The organism is Priestia megaterium (genome assembly GCF_046599315.1).
In the GTDB taxonomy this organism is placed as follows: domain Bacteria; phylum Bacillota; class Bacilli; order Bacillales; family Bacillaceae_H; genus Priestia; species Priestia megaterium_F.
Genome location: NZ_JBKIKC010000018.1, coordinates 20,570 through 32,591, shown reverse-complemented (window position 1 = coordinate 32,591; position 12,022 = coordinate 20,570). Strand labels below are relative to the sequence as shown.

Sequence of the window (12,022 nt, the reverse complement as noted above, 5' to 3'; positions counted from 1 at the left end):
ACAAAACGTCTATTTACTCTACTAAATAAACCTTTTATACGTTAGAAGGTTACGTAAGATCAAATTAGCTTCTCATTTTCTCTTATAAATCACAATTAGAACAATCTTGATTATTCAGGAATAGACGCAAAAGCTTATCAAGACCAAAGCGTAAAAAGTCATAAAAAAATAGATAGTGATACATATTAGTCATGTATAATATGTATCACCATTTTACTTCTTGTTCAACAAATGCGCTCTTTAATAGAACAACTGTTTTTTAATGATTTTAGGTAAACCATCTATTATCGTTTGACAAAGGCTAAATTTGCCATTATCATCAACTCAAACTTATTTACAGGAGAGGTTAAGATGAAAATTTATGTTGATGCCGATGCTTGTCCGGTAAAAGATATCATTATCTCTGAAGGTATGAATGCTGAAATTCCTGTTATCCTTGTTACTAGCTTTTCTCATTTTTCTAATGCGGAACAACCATCAGGAGTAGAAACCATTTATGTTGATTCTGGGGCAGATGCTGCGGATTATCGTATTATGAGGTTAGCAGAAAAAGGAGATATAATCGTTACGCAAGATTATGGTCTTGCTTCGCTAGGTTTAGCAAAAGGGTGTGCGGTACTACACCATAATGGGTCTAGCTATACAAATGAAAACATTGACCAACTATTACAAACACGTTATTTGAGTGCAATGGCTCGAAAGAGCGGAAAGCGTACAAAGGGGCCAAAACCATTTACATCAGAAGATAAGGAGAAATTTAAGGGGCTTTTTAAAAGAGCGATTTCACGTTAAAAAAGAATCATCCATTGTTAAGAAAAACCTAGAAAAATAAATTGTCCAAATATTAAACTAACCTGCTCCGTTAGCTTAAATACATTTCTTAACAATCTTCTCTATTTACTTTAACAAAATTTAACTAATTCGTTCATTAAGTATTATTCCACAAAAGGGCCCTTAACAAAAAGAAAGAGCACAATTCTTGTTAACATAATGTCTCTTTACGGAGATAAGAAAGCAAAAGAACCCTTAGGGCGGTAGGCTTCCACCAAGGATTCTTTACCCGAATCATGCAACTTTTTATGCATCGTTGATATGACTACGTTCCTTGGATAGTTGAAAGAAACAAGAACGTATAAAAAGTACACCTTTTATACATATGCTTATATGGAAAAATATAGTATCTCCAGCAAAAATGTGCTATTGTTTATTTGCAGTTACTTCTTTCGTATTCACCTACGTATGAACCCTATTAAAAGCAACCTAGCTTGCCAATGTCGAGGTTGCTTTTTATTTTGTTAACGATAATAATGACTTTCACATCGTATAATAGATTTAAATATTTTGTCCGTAAAATTATATTTTTCATTTAAATAGACGTTTTTTGAATCATTTTTTTCACTGTCTAAAAAGATATACCTTTTGGGACTGTCTATGTGGGACAAAACTGAACATTAACAAAATAAAAGGCTCCACCATTCTAAAATGATGGAGCCTTTTATTTTAAGTATTAGATGAAATTCGTAAAAAATAATCAGTTTCTCTACAAATATATCATATTTATATGATGAATAAATAAATTTTTTAGTATGGCTGGGTATGTACAAACGTACTGCTTTTTATGTAGTACATTTGATTCAGCAAGCTCATTTTTTAGTTGGGCTCTAGAAGGAGTCATTATTGAAACTTACTTATAATGAATTGCACTTAATAAAAAAAGAATCCTTTGCTATAAACATCAAAGTATTTTCAAATTTATCGGAACAGGGGGAATTTGCGGTTTTTTATTATGAAGTAATTTGTATATGTTGTAGAAAAAAATTTAGAGTATACGAAGGCACATTGAGATATAAGCAAGTTAAAGAAAATATGAAAGGGAAATATACTTGTGAAGAATGTGGCCATAACATACGTTTAGAAGCTATAAAAAACTTTTTTAATAAGTAAATAGATTTTTTAAAGAATTTCCGATAATGCGAGTTATCGGTATCTAAGGAATCTTTGTAAAAAAGAATCCTTAGATTATTTGTATCCTCATCCTTTAGTCGTAAAAATTAATTAAAAACTTACTCTTACAGTTGGATAATAATCATATGGACTTTAAATATAATAAAGGTAGCAGAGGTAAAAGTAACTAAAGGAATGAGGCAATACTAATGATTGTCAAAAGAATTATTTGCAAAGTAAAGGAAGATCAGCAAGATTCATTACTTTATTATGTAGTATATTCTTATGAATTTTCCCCATTACTTTAGCTCGTAGGCACATTAACTTTAGAGCGCTGCTAATGGATAAGCAAGTTAATAATTGTACTTAAAAATGGAGTGATACGATGAATAAGACGTATGATGTCATCATTACTGGTGCTGGATGTGCTGGCTCTACCCTGGCAATTTATCTTGCTAAGGCAGGTTTTCATGTGTTGTTGGTGGACCGAGCGACTTTTCCAAGGGACACATTATCAACCCATACCTTTTTTAATAATACTGTCGCTCTTCTTCGAGAAATCGGCGTCATGGATAAGTTATTGGAAACAAAAGCACCACCGGTACAGGATATTAAATTTCAATTTGAGGATACCGTGATAGAAGGTCTTATACCAGAGGTTCATGGAGAGGACAGTTGTTATTGCATTAGAAGAACTTATCTCGATCGCATCCTACTTGAAAAAGCCAAATCTCAAATGAATGTAACTGTTTTAGAGGGATTTCGTGTGACGGATGTTATCCGTGATGACGAAACAGTAATAGGCGTGAAAGGTTTAGACGGTAACAACGAGAAGCAAGAATTTCTAGCTCGCCTCGTAGTTGGGGCAGACGGCCGATCCTCTATTATTCGCAAGTTGGTAAAAAGTGAACTCAAAATAAGCATTCCAGCAAAAGTCGGCATCTATTTCGGATATTTCTCTGGATTTCGCCACGATAATGTCCCTAAATTTGAAGTATACAAGATAAAAGATAACACAGCCATTCTCTTTCCGACGAATGATGATCTATATGCTATTGTCGGCATTTTTCCATTAGAAAATAGGGAGTTGAAAGAACGGTTGAAATCAAATCCGGAAAGCTGTCTACGCAATCTCTTAACAGATAACTTTCCAAATACAACAATTGGAATGCGCTTAAAAAATGCAGAATTAGTAGAACCGATTAAAGGTATTCTTGGATATAATAATTATTGGTATGAAGGAATGGGAAAAGGCTGGGCATTGGTTGGAGATGCAGTTTGTTTTAAAGACCCTGGCATGGCGCAGGGTATTCATGATGCTATATGTGGAGCCCGTATATTATCCAATATTCTATCAAAATATAAGGGACAATCCGGTCAATTAAATCGAATATCTGAAGAATATCAAAAGGCAATAGAAGATGAGTTTATGGTTCGGTTTCACATGGGATGCAAAATTTCGAGGAATGAACGCATATCTGAACAACAGGATGCTGTTAATAAGTTAATCGGTTCCTATCCTGAGGCTATAAAGAAGTTTTTAGGGATTTACAATTATGCAAACGAGCCTGCTGATTTAGAAAAAGAACTCGCACGAATCATGCAGTCGATCTAACAACTACTTTCTCTTATGGGAGCTGTAACTCTTCAAGCAAGTTAAGGGCTAAAGAGAAAAAGAGGTTATGGAAGTGATTTATTCTAATTTTCGACTTAGTTACCATAATCAATGTTATCGGAAAACGAGTTATTACAAAAAGGATAACTAAATAGTTATCCTTTTTTTCTACCAATATAAAGTAGATGTGATGAAACCCCTAGGATATAGGGATCGGCTGCTGTTTTCTTTAATACTTCAATTAATCGGTCAAACTCAGTTTTTCCCTTATCTGTCCAATAATCCCATTGCTCTTTAGATAAAAGAGACCCAATACTAGATGATCCGATTAGGTTTAAGGTTTCAAATCCATTAGACTCCATAAAAGGATTAATTTCTTGTACATCAAAATAATAAGCTCCTGTAAATCTTCCCTCATCCTGATGATTAAAGTTGCCAGTAGCAAGAAACTCTTCGATGCTATCCATTGTATTATTGGGTTTCCACGCCTCTGGATGCAACAATGAAGAGAGAGTATGTCTAACTCTAGACATAAAGGCAACGAATACAACTCCCTCATTTTTTGTTACGCGGTACAGTTCTTTAACAGCTGCATCACGATCCTGTTCATTCTGTAGATGATACATAGGCCCCATCATCAAGGAAGCATCGAACTCTTTGTCTTTTAATAAATTTAAATCCTTTGCATCCATAATATGAAATCCATTAAATTGATTAAAAAGCCGAAGTTCTTTTGCTTTATCTTCAGCTATATTTACTAATTTAGGCGTAAGATCAGTTAGCGTTACCTGAAATCCTTCTTCGGCTAGTTTCATTGCATATTTACCTGGGCCAGCTCCATTATCTAATACGCTTCCGTTTTCCGGTAGATACTTTTGTATATAATGCCAGTTAATTTGAAACTCTAACGGTTCCCTATCTAGACGCCCCCACTCATCAAATGTTGAGTAATAATTCATAACTTTATTCATAAACAAATTCCCCTTCTATGTCTCATACAACTTCCAATATAAGTATTATTCGTTTTGAAGAATTTGTAAACTATTGATGTATATAATAGACAAAATTAGTTACCATAATGTTGCTTCCCGGAACCTATAAAAGAAGAACCGGCCTAATATAAACGGTTCTTCTTTTGTTAACATTATGTACCTCAAAAGAAAGATTAAATATCTCTTAGTATCTTTGCTGGGTTTCCTGCCATGATAACATTACTTGGAACATCCTTTATCACAACTGAACCAGCAGCAATAATCGAATTATCACCAATTGTAACACCTGGTAAAATTACACAACTCCCACCAATCCATACATCATTACCAATATTTATTGGCATTGCATAGCCACTCTTATTCCTATCTTTAGGTTCTATAGAATGGCCAGCCGTATAAATACCAACATTAGGACCAAGCATGCAATTGTCACCAATTATAACTTCAGCTATGTCTAAAATCGTACAGTTATATCCGGCATAAAAGTCTTTCCCTACATGAATGTTATAACCTAAATCACAATGAAAATTATGTTCAATACTAGCATTCCTTCCTACACTTCCAAAGAGCTTCCGAATAACGGCTTCCTTTTTTTCAACCTCTTCCATATCTGTACTGTTAAATTCTTGAGTTAGTTTATGAGCACGAATATTATCTTTTTTTAGCTCTTCTGTTCCTCTTTTATAATAGGTTTTCAATTTATCTTTCACAGTAGAGCACACCTCCTCTTATTTACACTCCAATACCATCAAACCCTCGGCTTCAACTACTCATTTTTATGACCTTTATTCAATGTAGTGTAGTGACTTAATAATGAACTGGAATTATTAAGGTATGAAAAAAACTCTTACTTGCGATGAACTGTAACTAGAATAATGGGGATCTTCTTTAATTCTCCTCAATTCTAACTAAAAACTAATAGATTCTCACATAGTTTGCCCATTGTCTACTGTTATGATTTGTCCTGTTAGTGACTTATGAAGAAGTGTATAACAAATGGTTTCAGCAATGTCATCAGGTGTGGAAATCCTTTTCAATAGAATATTTCCGGCTAAGGCTCTCATTTTTTCTTCATTTCCCTTCCACCATCTTGTCTCAACAGCACCGGGAGCAATGCTATTAATTCTTATGTCTGGTGCTAGTGAAAACGCGAGTGATTTTGTTAATTCATGAACAGCCGACTTTGTCACTGCATATGGAACGGAGGGACCTAACCCAGTTATACCTGCTACACTACCAACATTAACAATTGCTGCATCTTCTTCTTTTTTTAAATAAGGTGCGGCTTCTTTAATACAATAAAATGTTCCTTTGACATTTACATCCCAAAGTTGGTCCCAAATTTCATCAGTAGCTCCATTCAAGTCATTCATGGCTAGTTGATGCATAATCCCCACATTGTTAACAAGATAATCTAACTTTCCAAACTTCTCAATACAAGCAAGAATCATATTTTTCACTTGGCTCTTATCACTGATATCTGCCTGATATAATAGCCCATCATTTGATAACTGATTATATGTATCCTGTGCTTCTTACAAAGACTTTGAATAGTTTATAACTACATTAGCCCCTAGAGAAGATAGCTTTATACAAGTAGCACTTCCAATTCCTGTACCGCCACCAGTTACCAATACTACTTTATTCTTAAACATGATCTCTACATCTCTTTTTATTATCCTAATGGTTTAAAAATTACTGCAGTATTATATTTAGTGCTCCAGATGCTTTAGGCCATCCAACATAAAAAGCCATATGTGTTATTAAAGCGATAATTTCCTTTTCAGTAATTCCATTCTTTTTAGCTAATTGGAGATGAAAGGGAAATTGTTCGGTGTTGCCAATACTGATCAAAGCAGAAAGTGTAATCAAACTCCTTTCTTTTGATGTTAAAGTGGGATCTCTCCAAACTTCTTTAAATAATATGTTTTCTCCATAATTCACAAAATCAGGAGCAATCTCTCTCATTTTCTGTGGTACCTTAGATTCAATAAGATTGTTCATTGTTATTTCTCCTCCCTAGAGTTAACCATTTGTGCTATTCCTTGTCCAAATGACCAGTTTTCAGCAGGTGTTTCTTTTAATGTAATAAAAATATCGTTTGTAGAAATGCTTGAATGGGTATCAAAACCTTTTAAAATTGATTGATACAAATTATTTTTCTGATCAATTGTTCTTCCTTGCCCACATGTAATGGAAATGTAAATCATTTTATCCGTTCTTTTTCTCCCACTTTCTAAGAGATACTGTGAATCGTAGAAAAACTGATTAGATGGATAGGGTAAAAACAGTTGGAAGTAATCATCTTCAGGTATTCGAAAATGTTCAATTAGTGAATGATGAATACTATTACTGACTTTTTCTAGCTCTTTGCTGCTTATTCGATATTCTGGATAATAAACGTTAGCAAATGGAATATATTACCTCCTTTTTCTATATATTTATTTTACTTCTAGAATCTTGATTTATATAATTGAAAATATATCTTATAATTATCAAAAAAACCGATAGAGATGAGGTCTAAAAGTGGAAATCAAAGAGTTAAATACATTTAAAACAATTGTTGAGGAAGGGACCTTTTCACTCGCAGCAAAAAAATTGAACTATGCTCAGTCCACAGTAATAACACATATAAAAAAGCTTGAAAATGAACGTGGATTTCTTTTATTCGAACGAGGCTAGGATGCCAGATTAACAAATGAGGATACTTTATTTGTAGAGGAAGTAGATGCCTTGTTAAGGCATTGGGATTATTCAATATCTCAAGCACAGCGTATAAGCAATGAAGAAAAAGGAACAGTAAAAATAGGGTTGTTAGAATCTATTGCTTAAAAACTAATCCCATCTATATTAAATTATTTAAATAACGAGAAACCTTACATACATTGTAATTTTATCATCGGAAACACAGCACTTTTATCCGAATTGTTAGATCAAAATAAAATCGATTTTGCTGTTTGTGGAAACAATGAAAATCATTCCGATGTGAGTTTTACTCCACTTGGTGAAGAGCAAATTGAATTTATCGTCAATACTCCTAATCATCCACTATTACAGCAAGACTCAGTTGAAATAGCTGATATCATTAATTATCCCATTTTGATTGGAGAAAATAGTTGTTATTATTATCAATCTGTGAACAATTTCTTATTGGAAAACAATTTAGCTTTCAACAGGGTTTACAATTGCAGTGCACTACATCTTATTCCAGAAATGGTTTTTGGAGATACAATAGGCATTATTCCTAAAGGAACTAACTTAAAACAAGATAATATATCATTTAAAGTCAATGGATTTAATCCAAAAATGCCCATAGGATTATTAATTTCTTCTAAAAAAAGAAACTACTTAAGTCAGACAAAACAACAGATTATGAAAGTGATTGAATCTTCGCTGATATAGATAAAAACTCAGATTAATGTATAGGTTTTTATTCGGAGGAAAATCTAATTAGCATCTCATTATTTCTAAAAAAAATCCTTTGCTTTAACAGCAAAGGATTCTTTTTTATTTCATACTCCTTACTATTCTTCCACCTTCGTTTTCCCATTCGTCCAGACTTATAGTGTCATTTGGATCAGGGGATTTCTCGCTATTCTCTGATATGAGTAACCATTTCTTTTCCATACTATGACCCCCAGTATATAAGTTAACTTAAACAGTGTTTTCCTAATTTTTATCATAATCCTTCCATTATACATACACAGATATCCAAAAAAATTTATTCATTACTCATATAAATATGATATATTCGTAGAGGAATTGATTATTTTTTTACAAATTTCATCTAATACTTAAAAATAAAAGGCTACATCATTTCAGAATGGTGTAGCCTTTTATTTTGTTAACTAGATCAGTTACCTTTAGGATGGTTTTTTAGCCTTCAGGCTTATATATTTTTCCAACGAAAAAATATATAAAAAGGCCCCCGTAATTCGATTAGTGAAGGGTTATTTAATATAAATATGTATAGATAGTCTATGGTGAGGTCTGCCTAACATAGATAGCCTAAAAAGGTACACCTTTTTAGACTATCTAGAATCAAATGAAAAAATGTCTATTTAGTCAATAAAATTAATCTTTATGAACGTGCAAAAAGTAATTTACCTTTATAGACGATATATTATTTTCAATTTTAGTTAACATAGTGGATTTTCTGGGCACCTATCCTGATTCTTTAGTCGTAGAAAAACTTATAAAAAAGTTACTCATCCAGTTCGTGTCGTTTAGATATAGAAAAAAAGATCTTCGATTGAAGATCTTTTTTGGATTACTTGATTAATCAAAAAAACCGCCATCTGAATGGATGATTTGTCCTGTAATCCATTCAGATTCATCACTTGCTAAAAAGATAATTAACTTGGCAGCGTCTTTAGGTTCACCGATTCTACCCATTGGGAATTTAGGAAGTAAGTGTTCTTTTAAATCACTATTCATCCAACCTGTGTCCGTTGGGCCTGGATCTACGGCATTCACGGTAATATGTAATGGAGCTAATTCAAGAGCGACTGATTTCGTAAAAGTCGAAACCGCGCCTTTTGTTGTCACATAGGCTAAGTTCCCTGGTTCAGGTGATTTGTCTTGTCCTGAAACCATATTAATGATTCTACCTCCATGTTTACCTTCAATTTGACGAGCAAATTCAACCGTTAAAAGGCATGTTCCTCTCACATTTACGTTGTAATGAGCATCAAGATTTTCAGCATTGATCGATCGAAAATCAACATCCACAGAATGTGTAGCATTATTTACAAGAATGGAGGGAGACCCCAGTTTATTTTGAACTTCAGCTAGTAGTTTCTGTGGGGCGTCTTTTTGAGACAAATCCAATTGCATGGATTCGCAACGTACACCAAACCCGCGAATTTCTTTCATCAGGTGCTGTGACCATTCTGAATCATCATCTATAAAATAATTCATTGAACGATCATATTTTGACCAATGAGTGAAAAAGACATCTGCACCTTCTTTGGCTAATGCACGACATATCTCTGTTCCGATACCTTTTACTCGACTGGACCCAGTCACAATGGCGATTTTATTTATCAATCGGTTCATAGTAAGTAACCCCTCTCAAATATACTCAATAGCTTTGTTTTTATATGTATGTACATCTATATCGTATCTTGTTTTCTAGTTTTGGTAAACGGTTCCAAAAAAGTATTTACTATTTCTAGGAATAAAAATAATGGCTTTGCTTATAAATTTTAAGAATCTATAAGCAAAGCCATTATTTTTTAGTTAAGCAAAAAATCTTCTTTTAAAATGGCAAAAACTTTTGTATCACGAAATTCACCTTTAATAAACTCGTTTTTTCTTAAAGTGCCTTCAAATTTCATTCCTACCTTTAACATAACATTCTCTGAACCAATATTTTCAGTATCACACCCACCTTCAATTCTGTTCAGACCAGTACATTCAAAGCCAAATTTAATTAATTCCCTAAGAGCTTCAGTTGTAAATCCATATCCCCAGTAATTCTTGTTTAAGACATAACCAACTTCTGCCTTACTATGTTGATTCGACCAATATACAAAAGCACATGTGCCAATAACCTTGTTACTTTCTTTATGGACGATTGCCCAATCTGCAGATTGTCCCCTCTTATATCCCTCAATAACTACATTTACAAAGTTATTCAAAGTTTCTTCTTTGTTTCTATTAGCTTCCCAGGTCATATGATGAGCTACTTCTATATCAGAAGAGAATTCAAATATATCGTCAACATCATCTAATGTTATTTTTCTTAATAAAAGGCGTTCAGTTTCCAGTAATGGAATTTCACTCAAAAACTTTTCTATAGCCATAATTAATCCCCTTTAACAATAAAAATCTCTTATCAACTATTTCTTTTTTCCTTCGAGATTTCCCTGTTTGTTCTACGTTTTATAAAGGATTTTATAGTTAAAAAAAGAACTGTAAATAGGATCTTAATTTTTACATATATGGAGATAAGTAAATGACGAAAAAGAATGAATGCTTAGGCTGTAAGATTGCACAAGGATTAGACCCTCCTGGGCACATTATCTATGAGAACGAATATATTTGTTGTACTTTAGATATCGCTCCTTTTAATGAAGGGCACTTATTAATATTGCCAAAACAACACTTTCACGATTTTGATGAGATAGATATAGATACACAAATCGAGATAAATAAAGCTACAGTAAATATGATGAAGCTAATAAAAAAAGTGTTTAAGCCAGATGGAGTAACCACCCTTTTTATATAGGGACAGCATAACAGTTACTACCTGCAATAGAAAGTGAATAAAAGGTAATTAATCTTTATCCTGTTAAGAGTTCAAAGAAAGATTAAGATTGCGTTATCAATTTTTAAATTACAAACAACTTAACGTTTATAATTTATATTTTGTTCGATGTGTATCTTTACTTCAAGTTGTTCTATAGATCCCTTATTAATTGAGTTGATTGCGCTTACATCCCATTTCTTTAGATGATATCGATATGTTTTTTCGCTTATATTTAACAGATCTGCTTTTATTTCCTCACTTTTCTCCATAGTTCTTAATAATTCACTTTTAATTTTTTTTTCTAATTCTTTATTAATTTTATCTATACTAATATCTTTCTCGTTTTGGATTACTACTGCATTGGCTTTTACAATTAAGTAATAGACAGGTCTATAGCCATTTACTACTTTAATCGTTCTTTTAGGTTTCTGTATGATCGCACTCACTTTTTCATCAAAGAGGGAGAGAGGTATGTTAGTAGCTTCCTTAGAAAACCATTTTAGACCAACCAGGTCTTCTTTATTTACCCACCCTTTGTATTGCTGCTGTGAAATAACAAAACCTCCCGTAACAACAGCAACATTTTTCTTTTTTTCATCCTCAGAGAAATATGCTTTATTCATTTCTAATGAAGGAATGATTTGGGTACCAACTGGCTGGTAATAAGTCGAGATAAATTTGTTATACTTTTCGATAGGAATAAAAAAGTTGCGTCTAGTTAAGGTTTTGGGATCATGGATGATTGTATATAAAGACGGGTAGTTAAAAAAGCTCTCACCTGTTAAAATTTCTTTAATATCACGTTCTGTACCAAAAAACCAACAATTGTATCTCAGTAAAGAATTTTGTCCGATAAATTCAATGACTGAATTCATTTGCTTCTTTATGACATTCTTACTTAATACAATGGTTTTAACATGTCCGTAGTAAAGAGGTAGTGCCACCTTTTGTTCTAATTTGCTAAAAGCTGCCTGTATGGTTTTTCCTTTAGATTCCCCAATCAAAATGGGGGAGGGTTGCTGTAAAGAGGAAGCCCCCTCTTGCTTGGCGATATTGGCAAAATTCAAAGCTTGAACATAGACAGTAAATTCTCCTTCAGCGTAATCCAGTCCCACACCCGTAATATAAGTTTGACTTTGTATTTCGTTTGCACCCCAACACCCAGACAGAAAAAAGCTCTGACTGCTTATCATAATAATCAATAAAATCTTTTTCATA

11 protein-coding genes and 2 pseudogenes are annotated in these 12,022 nt (G+C 33.1%); 5 read left to right on the top strand and 8 right to left on the bottom strand.

Translation table 11 applies throughout. The features are described from left to right. Positions 1 to 351 precede the first annotated feature (351 nt). From ACLHDF_RS27895 to ACLHDF_RS27885, 3 genes are all read left to right on the top strand, one after another. Positions 352 to 792 carry a YaiI/YqxD family protein gene (locus tag ACLHDF_RS27895; RefSeq protein ID WP_413921697.1) on the top strand — a complete coding sequence of 147 codons (441 nt, stop codon included), beginning with the start codon at positions 352 to 354 and terminating at the stop codon, positions 790 to 792. A gap of 885 nt (positions 793 to 1,677) precedes the next feature. After that, entirely contained in the window at positions 1,678 to 1,944 is a 267-nt protein-coding gene (locus tag ACLHDF_RS27890) for a hypothetical protein (RefSeq protein ID WP_413921696.1), read from the top strand. 385 nt (positions 1,945 to 2,329) lie between these two features. After that, positions 2,330 to 3,559, top strand: a complete 1,230-nt coding sequence (locus tag ACLHDF_RS27885; protein ID WP_413921695.1) for an NAD(P)/FAD-dependent oxidoreductase — start codon at positions 2,330 to 2,332, stop codon at positions 3,557 to 3,559. 155 nt (positions 3,560 to 3,714) lie between these two features. On the opposite strand, the gene ACLHDF_RS27880 is transcribed toward ACLHDF_RS27885, so the two are convergent. The 5 genes and pseudogenes from ACLHDF_RS27880 to ACLHDF_RS27860 all read right to left on the bottom strand — a co-directional run bounded on the left by ACLHDF_RS27880 (position 3,715) and on the right by ACLHDF_RS27860 (position 6,968). Next, on the bottom strand, positions 3,715 to 4,530 hold the full coding sequence (locus ACLHDF_RS27880; RefSeq protein ID WP_413921694.1) for a class I SAM-dependent methyltransferase: 816 nt from the start codon (positions 4,528 to 4,530) through the stop codon (positions 3,715 to 3,717). Between the two features lie 194 nt (positions 4,531 to 4,724). After that, complete coding sequence (locus ACLHDF_RS27875; RefSeq protein WP_413921693.1) at positions 4,725 to 5,261, bottom strand: sugar O-acetyltransferase; 537 nt, start codon at positions 5,259 to 5,261, stop codon at positions 4,725 to 4,727. Between the two features lie 216 nt (positions 5,262 to 5,477). Continuing rightward, positions 5,478 to 6,209: pseudogene (locus ACLHDF_RS27870) on the bottom strand (SDR family NAD(P)-dependent oxidoreductase). A 37-nt stretch (positions 6,210 to 6,246) separates the two neighbouring features. Then, positions 6,247 to 6,555 (bottom strand): carboxymuconolactone decarboxylase family protein, encoded by a 309-nt coding sequence (locus tag ACLHDF_RS27865; protein WP_413921692.1) that lies wholly within the window; start codon positions 6,553 to 6,555, stop codon positions 6,247 to 6,249. Positions 6,556 to 6,557: 2 nt separating this feature from the next. Continuing rightward, complete coding sequence (locus ACLHDF_RS27860) at positions 6,558 to 6,968, bottom strand: tautomerase family protein (protein WP_413921739.1); 411 nt, start codon at positions 6,966 to 6,968, stop codon at positions 6,558 to 6,560. A 109-nt stretch (positions 6,969 to 7,077) separates the two neighbouring features. On the opposite strand from ACLHDF_RS27860, the pseudogene ACLHDF_RS27855 reads away from it, so the two are divergent. Then, positions 7,078 to 7,953, top strand: a pseudogene (locus ACLHDF_RS27855) (LysR substrate-binding domain-containing protein). Between the two features lie 876 nt (positions 7,954 to 8,829). Here the strand turns inward: ACLHDF_RS27855 and ACLHDF_RS27850 are convergent. Both ACLHDF_RS27850 and ACLHDF_RS27845 read right to left on the bottom strand, forming a co-directional pair. Then, positions 8,830 to 9,609, bottom strand: coding sequence for an SDR family oxidoreductase (locus ACLHDF_RS27850; protein ID WP_413921691.1), 780 nt, complete (start codon positions 9,607 to 9,609; stop codon positions 8,830 to 8,832). Between the two features lie 179 nt (positions 9,610 to 9,788). After that, positions 9,789 to 10,358, bottom strand: a complete 570-nt coding sequence (locus tag ACLHDF_RS27845) for a GNAT family N-acetyltransferase (RefSeq protein WP_413921690.1) — start codon at positions 10,356 to 10,358, stop codon at positions 9,789 to 9,791. A gap of 152 nt (positions 10,359 to 10,510) precedes the next feature. On the opposite strand from ACLHDF_RS27845, the gene ACLHDF_RS27840 reads away from it, so the two are divergent. Continuing rightward, on the top strand, positions 10,511 to 10,783 hold the full coding sequence (locus ACLHDF_RS27840; RefSeq protein WP_413921689.1) for an HIT family protein: 273 nt from the start codon (positions 10,511 to 10,513) through the stop codon (positions 10,781 to 10,783). A gap of 119 nt (positions 10,784 to 10,902) precedes the next feature. Here the strand turns inward: ACLHDF_RS27840 and ACLHDF_RS27835 are convergent, their stop codons facing one another. Then, positions 10,903 to 12,021 (bottom strand): Ger(x)C family spore germination protein, encoded by a 1,119-nt coding sequence (locus ACLHDF_RS27835; protein ID WP_413921688.1) that lies wholly within the window; start codon positions 12,019 to 12,021, stop codon positions 10,903 to 10,905. Between the last annotated feature and the right edge of the window lies 1 nt (position 12,022).

Excerpts from the sequence above, each read along its gene's own strand:
- ACLHDF_RS27895 (WP_413921697.1), top strand. The coding sequence starts at position 352 with ATGAAAATTTATGTTGATGCCGATGCTTGTCCGGTAAAAGATATCATT.
- ACLHDF_RS27885 (WP_413921695.1), top strand. The coding sequence starts at position 2,330 with ATGAATAAGACGTATGATGTCATCATTACTGGTGCTGGATGTGCTGGC.
- ACLHDF_RS27880 (WP_413921694.1), bottom strand. The coding sequence starts at position 4,530 with ATGAATAAAGTTATGAATTATTACTCAACATTTGATGAGTGGGGGCGT.
- ACLHDF_RS27865 (WP_413921692.1), bottom strand. The coding sequence starts at position 6,555 with ATGAACAATCTTATTGAATCTAAGGTACCACAGAAAATGAGAGAGATT.
- ACLHDF_RS27850 (WP_413921691.1), bottom strand. The coding sequence starts at position 9,609 with ATGAACCGATTGATAAATAAAATCGCCATTGTGACTGGGTCCAGTCGA.
- ACLHDF_RS27845 (WP_413921690.1), bottom strand. The coding sequence starts at position 10,358 with ATGGCTATAGAAAAGTTTTTGAGTGAAATTCCATTACTGGAAACTGAA.
- ACLHDF_RS27840 (WP_413921689.1), top strand. The coding sequence starts at position 10,511 with ATGACGAAAAAGAATGAATGCTTAGGCTGTAAGATTGCACAAGGATTA.
- ACLHDF_RS27835 (WP_413921688.1), bottom strand. The coding sequence starts at position 12,021 with ATGAAAAAGATTTTATTGATTATTATGATAAGCAGTCAGAGCTTTTTT.